Origin of the sequence: Nocardioides cavernae (assembly GCF_016907475.1) — a bacterium.
Lineage (GTDB): Bacteria > Actinomycetota > Actinomycetes > Propionibacteriales > Nocardioidaceae > Nocardioides > Nocardioides cavernae.
In genome coordinates this window covers 3,481,352-3,502,878 of sequence record NZ_JAFBCA010000001.1, presented here as the reverse complement: position 1 = coordinate 3,502,878, position 21,527 = coordinate 3,481,352, and the positions used below count along the sequence as shown (strand labels likewise).

Sequence of the window (21,527 nt, the reverse complement as noted above, 5' to 3'; positions counted from 1 at the left end):
TCGGGCCCTGATGTCGGCGAGTGACTGCTCAGGCTGGTGGAGCCACCGTTGCCTCGACCCCGCTGCGCGCGAGCTCGTCGCGCACGAAGCCGGAGGCCTTGAGCTCCTCGACGAACGACGCCACGGCCGCGACGACCTCGCGGTCGAGCGTGCGGGGCAGGCCGACCGACTGCCGGATCTCCATGAAGGCCGGCTCGAGGATGCGTCGGCCGGTGGCAGCGACGTAGTCCTCCATCGGCTGGCGCACGCCCGCCGCGGCATCGAGCCCCTGCTCCTCGAACACGTCGGTCGCCTCTGCCGCGCGGACGACCTCCGCGTGCTCCAGGGTGCGGGTGAGGAAGAGGTCGTACGCCGACCCCTCGCGAACGCCCACGCGGATCCCGTCGCGGTCCACCTCGGTCGAGGACTGCAGCGGGGAGTCCGCGTCCGTGACGTGGACGCCCTCGATCAGCACGTAGGGGCCGGTGAAGGCGACACCCTCCTCGCGTGCCGGCTCGTCGGCCAGGAAGCACAGGTCGACGCGACCGTCGCAGATGGCGGCGTACGCCTCGCGCGCCGCGTCGACGCACACCAGCTCGAGCGGGACGCCCAGCCAGTCCGCGACGGCGCGGGCGATGGCGACGGTGACGCCCCTCGGCTCGTCGTGGGTGCCCTGGGCGAGCACCGGGTTGCCGAGGTTGATGACGACGCGGAGCCTGCCGGTCGGTGCGACGCGGTCGGTGGGCGGGGTGGGTGGCATGTCGGACCCAGCCTGCGCGAGGCATGCGCGCGGCGCCTCACCCGAAGGAGGCACGAGCCCGCCGGAACACCTGACGCCGCGGAGCGCGGCGGTTAGCGTGGAGTCCGGCCACGCGACGGCGCGTGGACGAGCCCGAGCGCGGGAGGTTTCGGGTGCTGACGCTGCTCGCGAGCCTGATGGCCGGCGCCGGACTGGTGCTGGCCGTGCTGGCGGCGTACGTCGCCTGGCGTCGCGGCACGGCCCTGGGTTGGAGCCTGGCGGTGCTGCTCGTCGCCGTGGCGTGGTGGGGGACCGCCTACGCCGTGGAGCTCTCCGCCGACTCGCTGGTCGTCAGGAGCAGGTGGGGCGACCTGAAGTACGTCGGCATCGTCACGCTCGCGCCCGCCTGGCTGGTCTTCGTCCTGCAGTACACCGGCCGGAGCCACCTGGTCACCCGGCGCCTGGTGGCGCTGCTGGCGATCCCGCCGGTTGCCGCGCTGGCGGTCCTCGCGGTCCCCGCCACGCACGACCTGGTGCGCTCCTACTCCGCGACATCCGGCGCCCAGGACCTTCCGAACGTCGAGTCGGGGCCGGTGTTCTGGGCGATCTTCGCCTACAACAACCTGCTGCTGATCGGCGCGACGGTGCTGTTCGTCGCCAGCATGGTGCGGCTGGCCCGGACCTACCGTCGGATGGCCCTGGTGCTGCTGTGCTCGGCGCTGCTGCCCTGGGCGGCGAACATCCTGCACAACCTCGAGGTCGGCTGGTTCGCGCTCATCGACCTGACGCCGTTCGCGTTCATCCTCACCGGCGGGCTGCTGGTGTGGGGCCTGTTCGAGGAGCGACTCGTGGACTTGGCTCCGCTGGCCCGTAGCGCGGTGGTCGAGAGCATGGTCGACGCCGTCTTCGTCCTCGATGCGTTCGAGCGGGTGGTCGACGTCAACCCGGCTGCCGTCGCCCTCGCGGGCAGGACCCGCGGCGAGCTCGTCGGGAGGCGGGTGCGCGACCTGATGGACACCTCGGGGATCGCGGAGGTCGGCCCGAGCGGGCTCGTCCTGGACGACGAGGCCGGCGGCGGCCAGAGGACCTTCGACGTCAGCCAGCAGCCGCTCACCGACATCGCGGGTCGTACGGCCGGGGCGCTCGTGGTGCTCCGCGAGGTGACCGACCGGGTCCGCGACCAGCAGCGCCTCCAGCAGGTCCTGGACGACCGCTCCCGCGTCGCCGCGACCCTGCAGGCCAGCATGGTGCCGACGAGGCTGCCGGCCGTCCGGGGGTGCTCGCTCGCCAGCCGCTACGTCCCGGCGGGCGACGGCGGCGAGATCGGCGGCGACTTCCTCGACGTCTTCCCGCTGGACGGGGACACGTGGGCCTTCGTGCTCGGTGACGTCAGCGGCAAGGGCGCCGAGGCGGCGGCCGTCAGCGCGGCGACCCGCTACACGCTCCGCGCCCTCGCCGGCCCGACCCTGTCGCCCGCGGCGACGCTGCGCGGGGTCAACGCCGTGCTGCAGGCGCAGACCGAGTCCGAACGGCACAGCACGCTCGTGCACGGGCACCTGCGACCACCCCGCGAGCACGACGTGCCCGAGGCGCCGCTGCGCATCGTCCTCTCCCTGGCTGGCCACCACTGGCCGCTGGTCCTGCGGACCGACGGCCAGGTCGAGGAGGTCGGCACGCTCGGCACCGCGCTCGGCCTGTTCGACGATCCCGAGCTGCACGACGCCGAGGTCGAGCTCATGCCCGGCGAGGCGCTGTGCGTCTTCACCGACGGCCTGGTGGAGGCGCGTCGCGGCCGGGACCAGTTCGGCTCCGAGCGGGTCGCCGAGCTGCTGCGCGCGCATCGCGACCTCTCCGCCGACGAGCTGGCCGGGGCCGTGCTCGACGCCGTCCGCGCCTTCCACGGCGAGGAGCTCGTCGACGACCTCGCGATGCTCGTGGTCAGGTACGACGGCGGGGTCGCGACCGCCGCGAACGCAACGCCCTGACGTCCCGGGGGGTGGTGCGGTTCACCCTTGCCGGGGGAGGCCGCCACGGAGCTCGGCAGATGACGATCGACGTACTCTGCCCACACCGAAGGGATCACCCATGGGAACGCTCACCGTCTGGAAGTTCGACACCGCTGACGGCGCCGACAATGCGACGGACATCCTCAAGGACATGGCGGCCCAGCGCCTGCTCACCATCCACGACGCCGCCACCGTCCGATGGGAGGCAGGGAAGAAGAAGCCCCAGACCAGGCAGCTCAACAACCTCGCCGGCGCCGGAGCGCTCGGCGGTGCGTTCTGGGGGATGCTCTTCGGACTGATCTTCTTCGTCCCCCTGCTCGGGGCGGCGATCGGCGCGGCGTCGGGCGCGCTGGCAGGTTCGTTGTCCGACGTCGGCATCGACGACAAGTTCATCAACCGCCTCCGAGAAGAAGTCACCCCCGGCACGTCCGCCTTGTTCATCATGACCTCGGACGTCGTGGTCGACCGGGTGCACGAGGCGTTTGCCGACTCGAAGCCGGAGCTGATCTTCACCAACCTCAGTGACGAGCAGGAGCGCGCGATTCGTGAGGTCTTCGCGGAAGCCTGAGCACCTCCGGCCTGTGCCACACCGTCAGGTCCGGTCCTCGTGCCGGCCCTGACGGTGTGGTGCTACGGCACACCGCTCGGCGCCACGGCCGGGTCGGTGCGGCTCCGACGGCTCGAACAGGCCCGAGCCCTCGAGGTGATCGACGCCATCACCGTCTCCTGGGCGCCCGGCGCGCACCGTCCCCGCGTCACGCGGTTGTGGCCCCCGCCGGAGGTCACCGCCCGAGAGCCGTCGGTCCTCGTCGCGCTGCTCCGCTCCGCGATCGGCGACTCACAGAGCGGCGACCCGCTGCCTCCGGACTTCGCTGACCGGCTTGCCGCGACCGGCCTGGACCCGGCGCTCCTCGAAGCGGTCACCGAACGACTCGTCCCGCGCACGTCGGCGCTGCTGGTGCTGTCCGGGGCCGCGGACCTCTCCGTCGTCGTCCCGGCCGTGAGGCAGCGGATCGTCAGCGGCGAGGTCACCCTGCTGCGGGCGGACCTTCCCACCGACGGGCCGGCGCTCCTCCGCACAGCGGTCGGTCTCGAGCCGTCAGGGCCCACCGATTAACGGCGACAGTGGCCTGCGTGCCCGGTGTCGCGAGCGGTCAGGCGGATTCACGGCGCTTGTCGTACCAGCCCCAGGCCAGGGTGAGCAGCAGGGCCCCGACGAAGGAGCCGATCAGGCCGCTGGGGCGGAGGTCGAGACCGTCACCGGCGAGCAGGCTCACCAGCAGGCCGCCCACGAAGGAGCCGATCAGGCCGGTCAGGATGGCGAGCGTCCAGTTCACGTCACGCATCGACCGGCCGAGCACCATCTGTGCCAGGGCGCCGGCGATCATGCCGAACAGGATGATGGCGAGGATCAACATGGAGCGAGCGTAGTGGCTCGCGGGCCCTTCCCGCACTGTCCGCCGTCCGCCGCGTTTCCCAGGGCACAGGGCGTGGCGACACACGTCCTGGACCGCCACGCCGAGGCGGGGTAGGGAGCTGACGTGGTCGAGCGGAACGAGACCTACCTGGCCTGCGACCTCGCCCTGCGGGTCGGCGAGATCCTGCTGTCGTCGGGCGCGGGCGCTGCTGACGTGACCGCGACCATGCTCGCCGTGACCCGTGCGTCAGGGATCAGAGGGGTGGAGAGCGACGTCACCTACACCGACCTGATCCTGCGCCACCAGCCGAGCGTCGACGCTCCCGAGGTGATCCAGGTCCGGCGGGTGACGCGACGGGAGGTCGACTACGCCGTCCTGACCGAGGTGGACCTGATCGTCCGCGACCTCATCGCGAAGGACATCACGCGGGAGGAGGCCCGCGATCGAGTCGCCGCAGCCGTGTCCAGTGGCGGGCGGCGGCCGCGGTGGGCGATCACGCTGGGTTGGGGGGTGATGGGAGCCGGGATCGCGATCACGCTGGGCGGGCGCCCTGTGGTGCTGGCCCTGGCGTTCCTGGCGGCGTGCGCCATCGATCGGATCCAGCGGCTGATGGCGCAGCGTCGCTTCCCTGACTTCTACCAGCAGATCGCGGGGGCCGCGACGGCCACGCTGATCGCGGTTGCAGCGGCCGGGGCCCAGATGGAGGCCAACCCCTCGCGGGTCGTCACCGCCGGCATCGTGATGCTCCTCGCCGGGATCGGTGTCATGGGTGCGACGCAGGACGCGATCACGGGTTTTCCGGTCACCGCGAGCGCGCGACTGCTGGACGCACTCCTCGCGACCACCGGGATCATCGGGGGTGTCACCGCCGGGCTCAGCATCGGCCTCCTTCTCGGGGTCGACGTCGGAACCCTGAATCCGGGCGCCGTGGGCGCCCAGCGAGCCGGCCTGATGGTCTTCGGCGCCGCCCTGGCGGCCGCGGCCTACGCGTACGCCTCGTACGCACCGGTGCGTGCACTCGTCGTCGTCGCGATGCTGGCTGGCCTGGGTCAGGCGGCGTGGCTGCTCGTCGACCAGGCCGACCTGGGGGCGACGTTCGCCTCCGCGGTCGCTGCGGTTGCCATCGGGCTGGCGTCCGCGGTCGCGGGGCGGTTCCGGGTCCCGCCCCTGGTCATCGTGGTGCCGGCGATCGTGCCACTGTTGCCCGGACTCGCCATCTACCGAGGCCTGGCATTGCTGGCCGACGGCGAGGACGGATTCCCGAAGCTGGTCGCAGCCGCGGGGACGGCGATCGCGTTGGCTGCCGGCGTCATCCTCGGTCAGTACCTCTCACAGCCGCTGCGGCGCGAGGCTCGCTGGCTCGAGACGCGGCTCTCCGGCCCCAGGCTGGTCGGTCCGTCGCGGGGGCGCAAGCGCCGCGCCTGACTTCCCGGTCCAGACCAGCGGATGGCCCGAGCGCCCACTGGGTAACGCATCCGTGGACCGCTCAGTGTTGGGGTACCCCGGCCCCACAACCTGCCCGCGGGGCTGGCTGGACTAGTCCCGCGGGCAGTTCCCCCGGGTGTGCACCCCCGCTGCAGGGATCGACGCTACGCCACGCGCTCGTGGACGGACACGCTGTCTAGCCAACCCCGGCGCCGGTGCAGGATGCGCCGTCAGTAGCCCGATCCCCGCTTGGTCTGCGCGCGCTCGGTCTCGGTCGTCCCGCCCTTCTTCTCGAGGGTCGCGCACGCGTCCGCGATGTCACGGGTCAGGCGTTCGACCTGCTCGCGACTCATGGTCTCCTTCACGAGCGCACGCATGATCTTCACCCGCTCGGCGTTCGGCGGGAGCGTGTACGCCGGCACCATCCAGCCCCGCTCCGCGGACAGCTGCCACGCGATGTCGGACTCGTCGTACGTCGTGTGCTCGCCCGAGAGCCGGAAGGCCACCAGCGGCAGCTGCTCCTCACCTGCGCCGATCACCTCGAAACGGCCGCTGTCGCGCAGGTTGGACGCCAGCGCCTGGGCGTTCTGCTGCATCTGCTTCATCACGTAGGTGTAGCCGTCGCGGCCCAGGCGGACGAAGTTGTAGTACTGGGCCAGCACCATCGAGGCGCCCGTCGAGAAGTTCAGCGTGAAGGTGGCGTCGAGCTTGCCGAGGTAGTTCTCGTAGAAGACCAGGTCCTCGGCGAGGTCGGACTCCTCGCGGAAGACCAGCCAGCCGATGCCGGGGTAGACGAGCCCGTACTTGTGACCCGACACGTTGATGGAGCGCACCTGCTCGAGGCGGAAGTCCCAGGGTGAGTCGGGGTAGAGGAACGGCCACACGAATCCGCCGCTGGCGCCGTCGACGTGGAGTGGGACGTCCAGGTCGCGCCGGTTCCTGATGTCGAGCAGCAGGTTGTTGATGCCGACGATGTCGTCCATGTGGCCGGTGAAGGTGGTGCCCAGGACGGCTGCGACGCCGATGGTGTTCTCGTCGATGTGCGGCTCCACGTCCGCGGGGCCGATGGTGTACTTGTTCTCCTCGAGCGGGACGATGCGTGGCTCGACGTCGAAGTAGCGGCAGAACTTCTCCCACACGACGTGGACGTCTCCTCCGAACACGAGGTTCGGCCTGTCCGTCGGCAGGTTCGCGGCCTGACGGCGTTCCTTCCACTTCCACTTCAGGGAGAGCGCGCCGAGCATGATCGCCTCGGACGACCCCTGGGTGCGACAGCCCGTCGTGGGACCCGGGGCGTTGAAGAGGTCGGCCAACATCCGGACGCAGCGTTGCTCGATCTCTGCCGATATCGGGTACTCGGCGTGGTCGATGAAGTTGCGGTGCAGGTTCTCGGCGATGATCCGCTGCGCCTCGGGCTCCATCCAGGTCGTGACGAAGGTGGCGAGGTTGCGCTGCGGATCGCCTTCGAGGTTCAGGTCCTCGCCGAGGAGCCGCATGGCGTCGGTCGGGCGCATCCCGGTCTGCGGGAACGACGTCGAGGGCGCCTTCTCCGTCAGGAACCGGTTGCCGTACAGCGCTTCGGCTGCTGATTGGCTCAATGTCGTCATGGCGTTTTCTGCACCACCGTTCTTGTCGAGGTTGGCTTGTCGAAGAGCTGCACGACGCCGCCGGCCGCGAAGCACACGGCCCCCGAGAAGGTCCCCCAGTTGACCAGCCCGGCGTCGAGGGCGGCGGAGGTCGCCGGCCGGACGAAGGCCGCCAGCCCGGCGAGGAAGAACAGGATCGAACCGAGCTGGTTGACCGCCACCACCCACCACGAGAGCGCATCGACGTGCACCCCGACGTGACCCCCGCCGACCTCGAGCATCGCGAGGTGGCCGGACACGAGGAAGCAGATGCAGCCGAGGATGTCCGGGAACCAGATCCAGCCGTTGGACTGGCGCGGGGTGAGCCCTTCGGCGAACGCCGCCACGAGGCTGACCGCGAAGAGCAGCGTCCCGACGAACAGCACGACGGCGCTCATCCAGTCGCGCCGTTCGGGCTGGTATCGCCACCACCGCACGTGCGCTCCCGCGGTGCCGTCGTTGCCGAGCCCCGTGTTGACCGCGAGCAGGACCGACACGTAGCCGCCCAGGCTGAAGAAGAAACCGCCCACGAGGTAGGTGATGTTGACCGTCCGCAGCGCGACCTCCCCGTCCTGGGCGAGGACCGCACCCAGGGCGAAGAGGCTGCCGCCGAGGATGAACGCCACAGCGGCGACGAGGTTGATCGTCGTGAGCCGTGCCGACTCGGCCGTGGCCGTCGGTTGTCGTGTCATCTCCCCACCCGTCGCATCGATGTCGACCCACTAGTGCTCGGGCGCCACGGACGGGAAGACGGTCGCCCAGTCGGCCGCCATGCTGACCACCGTCCACCCCAGCCGAGAGCCGACGTCCGTGATCGGCTCGGGCTCGGCGAACGTCTCGGCGCTGCTCACGTAGGCGAACTCGCGGTCCGCGTCGTCGTGGTCGATCAGCAGGGCGAGCGAGGGGCCCGGGCCGGACGCCGCCCACTCCAGCATCTCCCGGTCACCCCCGGAGTTGCCCGCGACGAGGAGCGGGCGGCGGCCCAGCTGGCTCTGGATGTTGCTCACCTTGGCGGCGCCCTCGTTGGCCCCGCCGGCCGGGCGACCGGTCCTCAGCAGGCGGGGTGCCCCGTCGTCGCCGCGGCTGAGCTCGTAGCCGATCAGCGTCCCGACGACCGCTTCGGGAGGAACGCCGTACAGCTGCTGGCTGACGGCACGGACGAACTCGGTCCCGCCGCCGGTGACGATCGTGACCGTGACGTCCCGGCGTCGGAGCTCGTCGATGAGCTCGAGCATCGGCTGGTAGACGTTGCGGAGCAGCGGACGACCGAGCGTCGGGTGCTGGGCGACCGACATGAACGCGCGGACCCGACGGGTGAACTCCTCGGGTGAGATGCCTTCGCACAGGCTGGTCAGGGCCATGGCGATGCGTTCCAGGCCGAGCTCACCCATCGCGGCCGTGTCGTTGCCCAGGAGCGCGTCGAGCTCGGGCGTGTGCACGAAGTCGGGCTCGGACGCCCTGGACCTCAACGTGTCGATGAAGAAGTCGAGCTGGACGTAGCTCGGGCGCTCGCACCACAGGGTGCCGTCGTTGTCGAGGCACGCGACCCGCTCCTCCGTCGGCACGTCGAGCACGTCGTCGAGGAACGCGACGAGCGCATCACGCGTGGGCCCGGGGCGCCAGGAGGGGAGCAGGTCGTCAGGCATGGTCGGCCCTTCGTGCTGCGGGTCCGGGTCGTCGCACGCAACGGAAGCCGACGTGGCTCATGCCGGTGTCGATCGGCTGGGGTCGCCGCGCTGCAGGCCGGTAGCGCAGGCAGTAGGTGTCGGCGCACAGGTGGGAGCCGCCCTTGATGACCTTGCGCCCGACGCGGAACTGCGGTTGTGCCGGGTCGTAGCTCGCCTGGAGGTCGCCACCGCGCGGGTTCTCCGGAGCGCAGCAGGGCGAGCCGGCGTCCTCGGGGTGTCGGCTCGTCCACCAGTCGTCCGTCCACTCCCAGACGTTGCCGGCCATGTCGAAGAGCCCGTAGCCGTTGGCCGGGAAGCTGCCGACCGGCGCGGTGCGCAGGAACCCGCTCTCGCCGGAGCTGCGCCAGGGGAAGTCGGGGCCGTCCCAGGTGTTGGCCATCAGCCTGCCCCCGGGGCGGGCGTCCTCGCCCCAGGTGTACGCCGTCCCGTCGAGGCCGCCGCGGGCGGCGTACTCCCACTCGGCCTCGGTCGGCAGCGAGGCCCCGACCCAGGACGCGTAGGCCAGCGCGTCCTCGTGTGCGACGTGCACCACGGGATGCTCGAGCAGCTGGTCGACGGAGCTCGTCGGTCCTCGCGGGTGCCTCCAGCTGGCGCCGGGCTTCCAGCGCCACCACTGGCTGAGGTGGCGCAGGTCCACCGGCCCACGGGTGGGGACGAAGACCATCGATCCCGGTTGCAGGCTCTCGGCCGGCGCGTCCGGGAAGTCGGCCGGGTCGGGGTCCCGCTCGGCCACGGTCACGTACCCCGTCTCGGCCACGAACGCCGCGAACTCGGCGTTCGTCACCGTGGTCGCGTCGATCGAGAAGGCGTCGACCCGCACGCGGTGGGTCGGCGCCTCCTCGGGGTAGTGGGCGTCCGACCCCATCGTGAACATCCCACCCGGGAGGTCGACGGCCATCTCAGGTGCTGCCAACGCCGGCCTTGAGCTTCTCGAGCACCCGGTCGATGCTGAAGCTGGGTGGTTCCTGCCGGGCCGGGAACTCGGCCAGGGACTCGATCATCCGGGAGACGTACACCTGTGCCGGGATCGGCAACCAGGCGTGGTCCAGGCACCAGTCGTAGTAGGTGTTGGACGTGATGTCGGCGCGCTCGTAGGGGTCGGTGCGGAGGTTGAACATCTTCGGCACCCGCAGCTCCGTGAACGGTTCTGCCCACACGCGCAGCGTCCCGGTCGCGCGTTGCTCGAGGAAGACCAGCTTCCAGTTGTCGTACCTCAGCGCGGTCAGGTCGCCGTCGTCGGAGACGTAGAAGAAGTGCTTGCGGGGGCTCTCGTCCAACGCCCCGGTGATGTAGTCCAGCTGGTTGTGCCCGTCGAGGTGCACCTTGTACGTCGTCCCGCCCAGATCGGTGCCCCGCTTCAACCGGTCCGCAACGTCGGTGTCACCCGCCGCGGCGAGGAGGGTGACGAACCAGTCGTTGTGGCTGACGATCCCGTTCAGCACCGTGCCTGCCGGGATTCGTCCGGGCCATCGAACCACCGCCGGCACCCGGTACGCGCCCTCCCAGTTCGAGTTCTTCTCGCTCCGGAACGGTGTCATGCCGGCATCGGGCCAGGAGTTCATGTGGGGACCGTTGTCCGTGGAGTACATGACGATCGTGTCCTCGGCCAGCCCGTTGTCGTCGAGGAACGCCAGGACGTCGCCGACCAGGTCGTCGTGGTCGCACATCGTGTCGTGGTAGGCCGACTGCCACCGGCCGGCGCGACCCCTGCTGCCGTCCTTGACATGGGTGCGGAAGTGCATGTGGGTGGTGTTGAGCCAGACGAAGAACGGGGTGTTGGCGGCCCTGGCGTCGGACATGAACCGCAGCGCCTCGGGAGCGACCTCGTCGTCGATGGTCTTCATCCGCTCCTTCGTCAGCGGGCCGGTGTCCTCGATGCGCTGCGTGCCGTCGCCGTTCGACCACGAGTGGATGACGCCTCGCGGGCCGAAGTTCTTGCGGAAGTCGGGGAAGTCCTCCTCGGGCGGGTAGTCGTCGAGCTCGGGCTCCTCCTCGGCGTTGAGGTGGTAGAGGTTGCCGAAGAACTCGTCGAAGCCGTGCATGGTGGGGAGGAACTCGTCACGGTCGCCGAAGTGGTTCTTGCCGAACTGCCCCGTGGCGTAGCCGAGCGCCTTGAGAGCCGTCGCGATCGTGGGGTCCTCGGCCCTCAGCCCGACGTCCATGCCAGGCATCCCGACCTTGGTCAGGCCCGTGCGGTACGGGTTCTGACCGGTGATGAACGCCGCGCGACCTGCCGTGCAGCTCTGCTCGCCGTAGTAGTCGGTGAACCGCACCCCCTCGTCCGCGATGCGGTCGATGTGGGGGGTCCGGTAGCCCATCACCCCGTCGCTGTAGCAGCTCAGGTTGCTCACCCCGATGTCATCGCCCCAGATGATCAGGATGTTCGGCCTGTCCGCCATGTGGTGCTCCTTCGGTAGGGGCAGCTGCCCGCCAGCGGCCGAGCCACGCGGGCCCGTGCGCCCGGGCCGGCCTGACCGGGCGCCGTCGACGGCACGCACGTGGGACTCGTCGTGACATCCAACGTCGGCGACCCGACGGCCGCGTGCCTCACCCGGGAAGGGTGAGCCTTAGCCGCGACGTGTGGAGCCTCAGTGCTAGCCCAGCGACCGGAGCTCGTCCTCACCCAGCCCCATGGCGTGCCCCACCTCGTGCACCAGCACCTTGCGCACCCGTGGCGCCACGTCCTCGGGGTGCTCGCAGACCGCGAGGATCGGGGTGCGGTAGAGCGTGATGGTGTCGGGAAGGGTGCCGGGTGCACGCCCGTAGTGAGTGGTGCGCGGAACGCCGCGGTACAGCCCGAGGCACAGGACACCGGGGCGCCTGTCCTCGGGAGCCTGGTCGTCCTCGACGAGGACGGCGATCTCGGCCACGATCGGGATCACCCAGTCGGGCAGTGAGTCCAGGGCGTCGACGACCATGGCCTCGAAGTCCTGCAGAGGGATGGAATCGGGGTGCATCGTCTGCTCTCGCTCCTGCTCGGCGGAGGGTCCTTGCTCGACACGTCTCGCGCTGGGTGTGCCGAGGAAGATTCCGTGTGGACGGCTGGTGGACCTCGCCCTCACCGGGGGATGTTCGACCTCGCGCGTGGCTTCTAGGTTCGACGTCATGCGCACGCCGCTCGAGCGCCTCACCGATGCCCAGAACGCCCACGACGTCGAGCTGTTCGCATCGTGCTTCGCGCCCGACTACCGGAGCGAGCAACCGGCGCATCCGGGTCGCGAGTTCTCGGGGCGGGCGCAGGTCCAGGAGAACTGGTCCTCGGTCTTCGCCGGTGTCCCGGACTTCCGGGCGGAGCTCCTGGCGACCTGTCGCGATCGAGACGTGGAGTGGGGCGAGGTCTCCTGGCACGGCCACCACAGGGACGGCGCGGTCTTTGCCATGCGGGGGGTCTTCATCGCCACGGTCCGCGACGAGCTGATCGTCTCTGCCCGGTTGTACGTGGAGCCGGTCGAGCAGCACGACGAGGACATCGGTGCCGCGGTGGAGCGGCTCTACCGGCCGCCCGGTCACGACTCATGACGTAGACATCGGGACGTGCCGTCGTCACCACACGCGACCAGGACAGGCACGCGCAGGCGACGACAACCGCATCTCGCGCACGGGCAGTCCCCACATGGCGCAGGGCTACGTCGCGGAGTCGGTGTCCTTGGCGGCCTTCGCCTCGGCGGCCGCCTCCTCGGCTGCAGCCTTGATGTCATCGGCTGCCACCTTGTCGATCGTCCGCTCCACGATCGCATCGGCCAGGGTGAGCGCCTGGCGGATCTTCACCGCCCTGGGGTCGGAGACAAGAGCCACGATTCCCGAATGGCCGGGTGCGATCGAGCCCTCCAGGTCCTCGGTCAGCTCATGGCGATGCTGCAGCTGGCGGATCTTGCCGGCAGCGGCACCGGTCGAGCCCAGGACGGCAGCGCTCCCCAGGATCGAGGGTGGGAAGAGGATCCCGAGTGCGATGCCGCCGACCAGTCCCCACCGGAGTCCGGAACGGGTGCTGTGGTCGGTGGACTTCTGGATCTCGAGCCTGCCGTCCGTGCCGCGCTTGACCACGACGACGCCTTCGATGGCGACCGTGCGACCGTCCTCGACCGCTTTCAGGTCTTCGTAGGCACTCCACGCTGACTCGGTGTCCGCGTAGTCGGCGATGACGAGGGCGTAGGCCCCGTCCGAGACGCCGGTGACGATGTCCGCGTCGGGTCCGTCCGGGCCCTGGTTCTCCGTCATGTCTGCTCCTTGGTTCGTGCCGAGCTGCCCGGCCGGTAGTCGCTCGGGCCCGGGCCGCTTCCGTGCGGTCGCCGTGCCGTCGCCCGGCGACGTGCACCGGGGCGTGAGGTCACCTCGACGATGGTGGCAGTCCGGATGGACCGTGGGGTCACCCGCGGTGGGGGACCGGTGCGCACGGCGCCGGCGAAGCCACAGGTGACCGAGGACGTCGCGCGCGAAACGTCGCGGTTCGCCCTATGGTGGCAGCGTGCCCGATGCGCCTGATGACCCCATTGCGTACACCGCGCTTCAGCGAGGCACGCCTGTGCAGACGAGGGACGGGTCGAACCTGGTCGAGATCAAGCCCGCGCGGTCGATCGGTGACCGGCTCGACCACCTCTTCGGACGGCGGCGACGGTGACGCCTCCGGTTCTCGGCTCGCGCGCCTCGAGCCTCGCTCCTCGATCGCGGCAGGCACCGTGACCGAGGAGGGCGCTGAGGACACGGTGCACGTGGCACGTCGCGCGGCGACGGCAGCCACGCGAGAGTTCGTGCACCTGAGGCTCCCGCCCTGGCTCCGTACCCTCGGCACGGGCGCATGGCTGGTGGTCGGGATCGCCGTCCTCGTCGGGATCGCCCTCCTGCTGCTTGCAGGGGTGGCGTCGTTGATGATCCCGTTGGTCGTTGCCGCGGTGCTCGCCGCGATCCTGGTGCCCGCGGTCGACCGACTCGAGCGCTGGCGCGTGCCGCGCTGGCTGGGCGCTGCCCTGCTTCTGCTGGTCGGGCTGTCGATCGTCGTGGTCGTTCTCGTGGTGGTTCTCCAGGTGCTCATCGACCAGGGCTACGACATCTGGCTCCAGGTGACTGCAGGTCTCGACTCGGCCGGCGACCAGCTGGATCCGGGCGGCGACCGCGGCGAGCACCTCGCGACGGTGCTGGCATCGGCGCTGCGCGCCCTCCTCGCCGGCGCGCTCGGCTCAGCGCTGTTCTCCGCGACCGCACTGCTCGTCGGCATCGTCCTCAGCGTGTTCGTCCTGCTGTTCCTGCTCAAGGACTGGCAGCCGATCACGACCTGGAGCACACATCACGCGGGTCTGCCGCCGCGCGTGGCGAGCGAGCTCTTGGACGGCACCGTCCGGGCGTTTCGTGGCTACGCCCTCGGGCTGACGGAGATCGGTGTGATGAACGCAGCCGTGGTCGGCATCGGGGCCGTCGCCCTCGGGATACCGGCAGCGGTGCCGATCGCTCTGGTCACCTTCATCGCCTCCTACGTGCCCTACTTCGGCGCCGTTCTCGCCGGTGCCTTCGCCGTCGTGGTCGCACTCGGAGCGCAGGGGCTCCCCGTCGCCCTGGCGATGCTCGCGATCGTGCTGCTGGCCAACACCACCATCCAGAACTTCTTCGAGCCGTTTGCGTTCGGGCGGTCATTGCGGCTCCACCCGCTCGTGGTCCTCGTCGCCACCACCGCAGGGACCCTTCTCTTCGGGTTGATGGGAGCCATCCTGGCTGCCCCGCTGACCTCCGCCTCCGTCAACGCGCTGCGCGTCCTCAGGGAGGTCGGACTCTTCGACGCGGCGGCGCCGAGCGATCAGCCAGGCTGAGATGCCGGGTGCGGGGAGCCGACGGGAGTCCTGATCGGCGACACGGCGACCGGGTCGGTGACGTGGGTTGCGTGGGCGGTGACTGTCTGGCCAGCACAGACCGAGGGGCCGGCCGCGGCGCAGTGCGTCCACCCGGCGGTTTGCTGTAGATCCCTTCGAGGTGGGTCGTGGCTGCGACAGCAGAACCGGGCCAGCGTCGGCGGACTTGTCGGGAAGCAGTCAGTCAGTAACAATTGACTCAACAACTGTTGAGTGAATGGATGACTGATGGACTTCGAGGCACGGGTCGCGGGCTTGTCCGCCTTGGCTGAGCCGGCGCGGTTGCGCATTGTGGACCTGCTCGGCATCGGTGACGCGTCCCCTGGGGAGCTGCGCGCGGAGCTCGGACTGCCCTCGAACCTGCTGGCCCACCACCTGAAGGTGCTGGAGGATGCCGGCATCGTGTCCCGTCACCGCTCGCACGCCGACAAGCGCCGCACGTACCTCCGGTTGCACCGCGAACGCTTGGCGGGCTTGCTGCCGGCTGCGTCCTCCGCGGCTGGTGCGACGGCGGAACGCGTGGTGTTCGTGTGCACCGCGAACTCGGCGCGTTCGCAGCTCGCGGCGGCGCTCTGGCGCGAAGCCAGCCCCATTCCGGTCACGTCGGGCGGCACGCACCCGGGCGCCGCCATCGCCCCCGGGGCAGTGGCCGCGGCCCGTCGCCACGGACTGGTCCTGGTCCAGGAACGGCCCCAGTCGCTCGACGGACTGCTCCGCGACGGCGACTTCGTCGTGACGGTGTGCGACGCCGCGCACGAGGAGCTCCCGGCGGACCGTCGGTCGGGTACCCGGCCGCGGCTGGCGGGCGTGAGCCACTGGTCGGTCCCCGACCCGGTCGCGGCCGGGACCGACGCGGCCTTCGACGCCGCCTACGACGACATCGCCGGTCGGGTGGCCGACCTTGCCCCGCGCCTGACCCCCACCGTCGATGCCACCCCAGACGCCACTGCCTCCTAGGAGCACACCGTGACCACTCGCCAGCAGCACGCACCCGGCCGGCCCGGCCCCTGGCTCTTGCTCGACCAGCAGCTCGCCCTCACTCCCGACACGGGGGCCCGCGCCTGATGGCAGCACCTCTGCACCGTCGGCTCGTCGCCGAGCTCCTCGGCACCGCACTACTCGTCACCGTCGTCGTCGGCTCCGGCATCGCCGCCCAGCAGCTCTCACCCGACGACGTAGGCCTGCAGCTGCTGGAGAACTCCACGGCCACCGTGTTCGGCCTGACCGTCCTCATCCTCCTGTTCGGCCCCGTCTCCGGGGCCCACTTCAACCCGGTCGTCTCTGCCGCCGACTGGCTGCTCGGCCGCCGCGCCGGAACCGGCCTCACCGGCGGCGAGGTCGGCGCGTACACGCTGGCGCAGATCGCGGGCGCCGTCGCCGGCGCGGTGTTGGCGAACGTCATGTTCGACATCGACATCACCGAGCTGTCGACCAAGGAGCGTGCCGGGTCGAACCTGCTCGTCGCCGAGGTCGTCGCGACCGCCGGCCTGGTCGCGCTCATCTTCGCGCTCGCCCGCACCGGCCGCGGCGCGCTGGCGGCACCGGCCGTGGGTGCCTACATCGGTGCGGCCTACTGGTTCACGTCCTCCACGTCGTTCGCGAACCCGGCCGTCACCATCGGCCGCATCTTCTCCGACACGTTCGCGGGCATCGACCCCGCGTCCGTGCCCGGGTTCATCGCTGCGCAGGTCGTCGGCGGCCTGATCGGCATCGCCCTGGTCCGCTACCTGTTCCCCGACGTCGCAGCTGCCGCAGGCGACGTCGTCGTCCCGCACACCACCCACCCGTCCTCTTCCGAGACGGCTGACACCAGGAGCACCCGATGACCGCCGCCACGTCCACGCCCGCCACCGAGACGACCACCCCCGTGCCGCAGGTCGTGTTCGCGTGCATCCGCAACGGCGGCCGCTCGGTCATCTCCCGCGTCCTGACCGAGCACTACGCCGGCGGTCGGGTCCTGGCTCTCTCGGCGGGCACGCAGCCCGGTGAGCACATCCACCCCGAGGTCGCCGACGCCCTGGAGGAGCTCGGCCTGGACACCTCCGCCGAGACGCCGACGAAGCTGACGCGAGAGACCATCCAGACGTCCGTCATGGCCATCACGCTCGGCTGTGGCGAGGAGTGCCCGTACGTGCCCGGCGTGACGTACGTCGACTGGCCGGTCTCCGACCCGGGCGGTCAGGACGACGAGACGGTGCGCGGCATCATCGCCGACATCGACGGCCGCGTCCGCGCGCTGCTGGTCGAGCTGGTCCCGGACATCGAGCTGCCGCCCTCGGTCCTCGACTGAGCCGAGCCCTGTGCGGGCGGGTCAGTCGACCTTGCGACGCTCGAGGAGGACGGTGTCCCGCCACATGCCGTCGAGCTGGGCGATGCGGGAGCGGACCGCGAGGGTGGCGTAGCCGGCCGAGTGGTGCAGCGCGATGGACGCCCGGTTCTCGGGGAACACCGAGGTCTGCAGCGTCCACAGCCCGCCGGTGTCGGCCTCGTTGACCTGGCGCCACAGCAGTGCCTTGCCGACACCACGGCCACGCGCGGCCCCGGCGACGTACACCGAGGACTCGCCTACACCGGAGTAGCACGCGCGCTCCGACACGGGGGAGATGGCGGTCCAGCCGACGACCTGGGTGGTGCCGCCGAGGTCGGCCTCGGCGACCCACCGATGCCTGGGCAGCCACTTCGCTGCCATCGTGCGCAGGTCGGGCACCTCGGTCTCGAAGGTCGCGTTGCGGGTGGCGATGCCCTCGGCGTAGATGTCGCGCACGACCGGAAGGTCGTCGTCGGTCATCGCGCGGGTGGTGACGTCGATGGGCAGGTCCTCAGGGCAGCAAGGACGCGCGGCGAGGGTGCCCATCACGACGTCGGCGGCGTGCGGCAGGCCCGTGCAGCAGGCCGGGTTGACCGAGACGTGCTTGCTGGTGCCGACACGGTCGACGTTGAGGAACCCCACCTCTGCGAGCTTCTGCACGTGGTGGGTCACCGTGGGCTGGGCGATGCCGAGCTCGAGCGCCAGGTCGCCGATGCGGATGTGCCCGGCAGGCGCGGTCGAGACGGCGTGAAGCAGTCGAACGCGCGTGGGGTCGGACAACGTCGAGAACCAGCTGGCGAACGTCTCGGCCTCGTCGCGACCCAGCGCCAGCGGCGTCTCGCTCGCCGGCTGGCACGCGGCGTCACTGCACGCGGCTGCCTCGACACCGCCGGTGATGCCGGTGATGGCGTCCTCGAGCGTCTCGACGGTCTCGTCCTGCGTCGTGGTGGTCACGACTCCCACCTTACATCGAAGATTGTCGATGAAACCCTTGTGTGCATCGACGGAGGTCGATACTGTCCCATTACATCGATCCCCGTCAATGCTCCCAGGAGATGTTGTGACCACCTCAGCCAGTCCCACCCCTGCCGCGTCCTTGCCGGTCGTCATCATCGGCGCCGGCCCCATCGGCCTGGCCGCCGCGGCGAACGCCGCCGAGCGCGGGATGGGCTTCGTCGTCCTCGAGGGCGGCCCAGATGCCGGTGCCGCGGTCGGCGAGTGGTCGCACGTGCGACTTTTTTCGTCCTGGTCCGAGCTCGCCGACCCCGCGGCGCGCCGTCTCCTCGACGGCGCCGGCACGTGGACGGCACCCGACGACGACGCCTACCCGACCGGCGGGGAGTGGCGCGACGCCTACCTGCACCCCTTGGCGGCGCTGCTCGACGCTCTGGACGGCGGCTCGGTGCGCTACGACTCCCGCGTGGTGGGCGTGAGCCGTGCCGGCCGTGACCTGATGGTCGACTCCGGCCGTGAGGGCGACCCGTTCGCCGTCCACGTCGACGGTCCCGGAGGGCGCGAGCGGCTCCTCGCCAGCGCGGTCGTGGACGCCTCAGGCACCTGGACCAGCCCCAACCCGCTCGGCGCCGACGGTTATCCCGCACTGGGCGAGAGGGAGAACGCCGCCCGCTTCACGTATGGCATCCCCGACCTCCGCGACCCGGCGGTCGCCGCCCGCTACGCGGGCAAGCACGTAGCCGTCGCCGGCAAGGGTGCCTCGGCCCAGGGCGTCCTCATCGGCCTTGCCCAGCTCGCCCGGACCGACTCCGCCACCCGAGTGTCGTGGCTGCTGCGTCGCCCCTCCGTGGGCGACGCGTTCGGTGGCGGCGACAACGACCAGCTCGAGCAACGCGGCAAGCTCGGCCAGGACGCCAAGGCGGCCGCAGCGAGCGGGCTCGTCACCAACGTGACCCACTTCCGCACCGAGTCCGTCGCCACCCAGGACGACAGCCGCCTCACCATCACCTCGGTCGACGGCCAGCAGGTCACCGACGTCGACGAGGTCATCGTCGTCACCGGCTTCCGGCCCGACTTCGGGTTCCTGTCCGAGGTCCGCCTCGACCTCGACCCCGCCCTGGGGTCCGCCCGCATCCTTGCCGACCAGATCCACCCCGACCACCACAGCTGTGGTGATGTGGCCCCGCACGGGCACCGGGAGCTGACGCAGCCCGAGCAGGGCCTGTTCCTGGTCGGGATGAAGTCCTACGGCCGCGCTCCGTCGTTCCTGGCGATGACCGGGTACGAACAGGTCCGCTCCGTGATGGCCGCCCTCGACGGCGATCTCGAGGCCGCCGACCGGGTCGACCTCGTCCTTCCCGAGACAGGTGTCTGCAACGGCGCCGGCGCGTTCGACGACCCGGACGCCGTCGCGCTGGCCGGCGGCGGGGGAGGGTGTTGCGGTCCCGCCCCGGCGGACGTGGCCCCGCTGGAGCTCGAGCCGCAGCTGCTGAGCATCGGCTCGCCCGTCGCGGTCGGCGTCGGCGCGGCCCCGGCCGGGAGCGAGGAGACCAGCTCGGGCTGCTGCGGATGACCGGAGCCCGACAGGCCGGGATCAGCCCCGGGACCGCTGCTGCAGCGTCGGCACCGGTTCCGGGGCTGTCCCGCGCCGTGGCGGTGCTGTGCGCCACCGAGATCGTGTCCTGGGGGGTGCTCTTCTACGCCTTCCCGGTGCTTGCCAGCACCATCAGCGCCGACGAGGGCTGGCCGATGGTGTGGCTGGTGGCGGCGTTCACGCTGGCACTCGTGGTCTCCGGCGGATGCGGCATCTGGGTCGGCCGCCGCATCGACCGCGCCGGACCCCGCACCGTGATGACTGCCGGGTCCGCGCTGGCCGTCGCATCGGTGGTGGCGCTGTCCGCTGCACCGAGCCTGCAGTGGTTCTTCGCCGCCTGGATGACGGCCGGCGCCGCGATGTCGGCAACCCTGTACGCACCCGCATTCGCCGCCGTCACCGGGTGGAGCGGGGGAGACGCGGTGCGTCGCGTCCGGTCACTGACTGCCATCACCCTGGTCGCCGGACTGGCGTCGACCGTGTTCGCACCCGTGACGGCACTGCTGCTGTCCGGCCTGGGATGGCGCGACACCTACCTCGCGCTCGCAGGTGTCCTCCTGCTGACGGTGCCGCTTCACGCCTGGGGACTCCGGCCGCAGTGGACCTCGACCAGCATCCCGCCCGCCGCGCGCGACGAAGGCGGCTCGTGGCAGCGGGAGGGCGACTTCGACGGACGTGCCTTCGCGCGCCTGGTCGTCGCCATGGCTCTGGCCGGCTTCGCCGTCTACGCCGTCGTCATCAACCTCGTCCCGCTCCTGACCGGCAACGGGCTCACCACCACTCAAGCTGCTGCCGCGCTCGGTGTGGGAGGCGTCGGGCAGGTGGTCGGCCGCTTGTTCTACGGACCGGTGCTCAGCCGACTGGGACCGACCGCACGAACCGTGACGACCATCGCCGGGGTCGTGGCGACCACCGGTGCTCTCGCGGTGTGGCAGTCGCCGTTCGCGCTGGTGTGCGCCCTGACGTTCGCCTCCGGCACGGTCCGCGGCGTCTTCACCCTGATCCAGGCGACTGCGGTGGTGGACCGCTGGGGTGTGGGCGACATCGGGCACCGCAACGGCATCCTCACCGGCGCCATCACGGTCGTGTCCGCGTTCGCTCCATGGGTGGGGGCGCTGCTGGCCGCAGGTCTCGGGTCGTACGACGCGACGTTCACGTTGCTCGCCGTGGTGGCTGCCGCGTCGATGCTCCTCCTGCTGAGCGAGCGAGGGCGCCGCTACGCCTGAGTGGGGGTCTTGAAGCCCTTCACGATGAGGTAGATGCCCAGGCCGAGCTCCCAGAAGAACTCGGGTGCGGCCGAGAGGGTCTGGACTGCACCACCGGGCTCGATGAGGCCGAGGACGGCTGCGGAGCCGGTGGCGATCAGGAGCGGTCCGCCGATGAGGCCGAGCACGGCAAGCCGGCGCGGCACCAGGCCGCTGCGGAACATCATCCAGCCGAGGATGCAGCCGTTGCCGACGCCGACGACGAACGCGGGGCCGAGGTTGAACGTCCACTCCTGCATGGCGAGGAACGCGTCCCCGACGACGGCCAGGCCGGCGGCGGACTGGTCGTCGGCGGCCGCGTAGTCCTGCCGCAGGGTGACGACGGTGAGGACGGCGAGGATGCCGACACCGATGAAGACGCTCTCCATGATGCGGGCGGCGATGAAGCTGAGGCCGAGGTTGGGATAGCGGTGCTTGACGACGGTGTACAGCGCTGTGGCGGTGCCGATGTTGGCGATGATGAGGATGCACTCCGCGAACGCACCCCACAGGACGCGGGAGTCGTCTCCGGGACCGGTGACGTAGTTCCCGTCGAACAGCGGCGGGTAGAACCCGATCTTGGCGGAGATCGAGGTGACGTAGGTGACGATGAAGAGCCAGCCGACGATGGTGGCGGCGCGGCGGGTCTCGTCGCGAGCCGTCTGGTGGGTGACGGTGGACTGTGTGGTGCCTTGGGTGGTGGTCATCTT

Annotated in this window: 22 protein-coding genes; 11 read left to right on the top strand and 11 right to left on the bottom strand. The window is 70.8% G+C overall.

Translation table 11 applies throughout. The features are described 5' to 3' along the window. Positions 1-28: 28 nt before the first annotated feature. Entirely contained in the window at positions 29-739 is a 711-nt protein-coding gene (locus tag JOD65_RS16390; RefSeq protein WP_191195971.1) for a transporter substrate-binding domain-containing protein, read from the bottom strand. A 122-nt stretch (positions 740-861) separates the two neighbouring features. Between JOD65_RS16390 and JOD65_RS16385 the strand changes: the two genes are divergently transcribed. From JOD65_RS16385 to JOD65_RS16375, 3 genes are all read left to right on the top strand, one after another. After that, entirely contained in the window at positions 862-2,703 is a 1,842-nt protein-coding gene (locus JOD65_RS16385; RefSeq protein WP_191195970.1) for a histidine kinase N-terminal 7TM domain-containing protein, read from the top strand. Between the two features lie 100 nt (positions 2,704-2,803). Continuing rightward, positions 2,804-3,292, top strand: coding sequence for a DUF1269 domain-containing protein (locus JOD65_RS16380; RefSeq protein ID WP_191195969.1), 489 nt, complete (start codon positions 2,804-2,806; stop codon positions 3,290-3,292). Positions 3,293-3,331: 39 nt separating this feature from the next. Further along, on the top strand, positions 3,332-3,841 hold the full coding sequence (locus JOD65_RS16375; RefSeq protein WP_191195968.1) for a hypothetical protein: 510 nt from the start codon (positions 3,332-3,334) through the stop codon (positions 3,839-3,841). A gap of 37 nt (positions 3,842-3,878) precedes the next feature. Here JOD65_RS16375 and JOD65_RS16370 read toward each other — a convergent pair whose 3' ends face one another. Then, the gene (locus JOD65_RS16370) at positions 3,879-4,142 is read right to left on the bottom strand and encodes a GlsB/YeaQ/YmgE family stress response membrane protein (protein ID WP_191195967.1); all 264 of its coding nucleotides are present in this window, start codon (positions 4,140-4,142) and stop codon (positions 3,879-3,881) included. A 123-nt stretch (positions 4,143-4,265) separates the two neighbouring features. On the opposite strand from JOD65_RS16370, the gene JOD65_RS16365 reads away from it, so the two are divergent. Beyond that, positions 4,266-5,567, top strand: coding sequence for a threonine/serine exporter family protein (locus JOD65_RS16365; RefSeq protein WP_307821220.1), 1,302 nt, complete (start codon positions 4,266-4,268; stop codon positions 5,565-5,567). Between the two features lie 230 nt (positions 5,568-5,797). Here JOD65_RS16365 and gad read toward each other — a convergent pair whose 3' ends face one another. From gad to JOD65_RS16335, 6 genes are all read right to left on the bottom strand, one after another. Then, positions 5,798-7,174, bottom strand: coding sequence for a glutamate decarboxylase (gad, locus tag JOD65_RS16360; protein WP_191195966.1), 1,377 nt, complete (start codon positions 7,172-7,174; stop codon positions 5,798-5,800). Further along, the gene (locus JOD65_RS16355; RefSeq protein ID WP_191195965.1) at positions 7,171-7,884 is read right to left on the bottom strand and encodes a hypothetical protein; all 714 of its coding nucleotides are present in this window, start codon (positions 7,882-7,884) and stop codon (positions 7,171-7,173) included. Before JOD65_RS16355 ends, gad begins: the two co-directional genes overlap by 4 nt. 30 nt (positions 7,885-7,914) lie before the next feature. Then, positions 7,915-8,838, bottom strand: a complete 924-nt coding sequence (locus JOD65_RS16350; RefSeq protein ID WP_191195964.1) for an HAD family hydrolase — start codon at positions 8,836-8,838, stop codon at positions 7,915-7,917. Then, the gene (locus JOD65_RS16345; protein WP_191195963.1) at positions 8,831-9,778 is read right to left on the bottom strand and encodes a formylglycine-generating enzyme family protein; all 948 of its coding nucleotides are present in this window, start codon (positions 9,776-9,778) and stop codon (positions 8,831-8,833) included. The genes JOD65_RS16350 and JOD65_RS16345 overlap by 8 nt, the downstream gene beginning before the upstream one ends. A 1-nt stretch (position 9,779) precedes the next feature. Further along, complete coding sequence (locus JOD65_RS16340; RefSeq protein WP_191195962.1) at positions 9,780-11,279, bottom strand: arylsulfatase; 1,500 nt, start codon at positions 11,277-11,279, stop codon at positions 9,780-9,782. 195 nt (positions 11,280-11,474) lie between these two features. Then, positions 11,475-11,837 carry a metallopeptidase family protein gene (locus JOD65_RS16335; protein WP_191195961.1) on the bottom strand — a complete coding sequence of 121 codons (363 nt, stop codon included), beginning with the start codon at positions 11,835-11,837 and terminating at the stop codon, positions 11,475-11,477. 148 nt (positions 11,838-11,985) lie between these two features. Here JOD65_RS16335 and JOD65_RS16330 point away from each other — a divergent pair, with 148 nt between their 5' ends. Further along, positions 11,986-12,399 carry a nuclear transport factor 2 family protein gene (locus JOD65_RS16330; protein WP_191195960.1) on the top strand — a complete coding sequence of 138 codons (414 nt, stop codon included), beginning with the start codon at positions 11,986-11,988 and terminating at the stop codon, positions 12,397-12,399. 105 nt (positions 12,400-12,504) lie between these two features. Here the strand turns inward: JOD65_RS16330 and JOD65_RS16325 are convergent, their stop codons facing one another. Next, on the bottom strand, positions 12,505-13,098 hold the full coding sequence (locus JOD65_RS16325; RefSeq protein WP_191195959.1) for a DUF1269 domain-containing protein: 594 nt from the start codon (positions 13,096-13,098) through the stop codon (positions 12,505-12,507). Between the two features lie 359 nt (positions 13,099-13,457). On the opposite strand from JOD65_RS16325, the gene JOD65_RS16320 reads away from it, so the two are divergent. The 4 genes from JOD65_RS16320 (at position 13,458) to JOD65_RS16305 (ending at position 17,007) form a co-directional block, all read left to right on the top strand. Next, positions 13,458-14,678 (top strand): AI-2E family transporter, encoded by a 1,221-nt coding sequence (locus JOD65_RS16320; protein WP_191195958.1) that lies wholly within the window; start codon positions 13,458-13,460, stop codon positions 14,676-14,678. A 267-nt stretch (positions 14,679-14,945) separates the two neighbouring features. After that, positions 14,946-15,674 carry an arsenate reductase/protein-tyrosine-phosphatase family protein gene (locus JOD65_RS16315; RefSeq protein ID WP_191195957.1) on the top strand — a complete coding sequence of 243 codons (729 nt, stop codon included), beginning with the start codon at positions 14,946-14,948 and terminating at the stop codon, positions 15,672-15,674. 107 nt (positions 15,675-15,781) lie between these two features. Further along, positions 15,782-16,543 (top strand): aquaporin, encoded by a 762-nt coding sequence (locus JOD65_RS16310; RefSeq protein ID WP_191195956.1) that lies wholly within the window; start codon positions 15,782-15,784, stop codon positions 16,541-16,543. Then, the gene (locus JOD65_RS16305) at positions 16,540-17,007 is read left to right on the top strand and encodes an arsenate-mycothiol transferase ArsC (protein WP_191195955.1); all 468 of its coding nucleotides are present in this window, start codon (positions 16,540-16,542) and stop codon (positions 17,005-17,007) included. The genes JOD65_RS16310 and JOD65_RS16305 overlap by 4 nt, the downstream gene beginning before the upstream one ends. A 21-nt stretch (positions 17,008-17,028) precedes the next feature. Here JOD65_RS16305 and JOD65_RS16300 read toward each other — a convergent pair whose 3' ends face one another. Beyond that, complete coding sequence (locus JOD65_RS16300; RefSeq protein ID WP_307821218.1) at positions 17,029-17,979, bottom strand: GNAT family N-acetyltransferase; 951 nt, start codon at positions 17,977-17,979, stop codon at positions 17,029-17,031. Positions 17,980-18,085: 106 nt separating this feature from the next. Here JOD65_RS16300 and JOD65_RS16295 point away from each other — a divergent pair, with 106 nt between their 5' ends. Further along, a complete protein-coding gene (locus JOD65_RS16295) occupies positions 18,086-19,552 on the top strand; it encodes an NAD(P)-binding protein (RefSeq protein WP_307821217.1) in 1,467 nt (488 codons plus the stop codon). Then, positions 19,549-20,799, top strand: a complete 1,251-nt coding sequence (locus tag JOD65_RS16290) for an MFS transporter (protein ID WP_191195952.1) — start codon at positions 19,549-19,551, stop codon at positions 20,797-20,799. Before JOD65_RS16295 ends, JOD65_RS16290 begins: the two co-directional genes overlap by 4 nt. Here the strand turns inward: JOD65_RS16290 and JOD65_RS16285 are convergent. Continuing rightward, positions 20,790-21,524, bottom strand: a complete 735-nt coding sequence (locus tag JOD65_RS16285) for a DUF4386 domain-containing protein (RefSeq protein WP_191195951.1) — start codon at positions 21,522-21,524, stop codon at positions 20,790-20,792. The genes JOD65_RS16290 and JOD65_RS16285 overlap by 10 nt on opposite strands. Between the last annotated feature and the right edge of the window lie 3 nt (positions 21,525-21,527).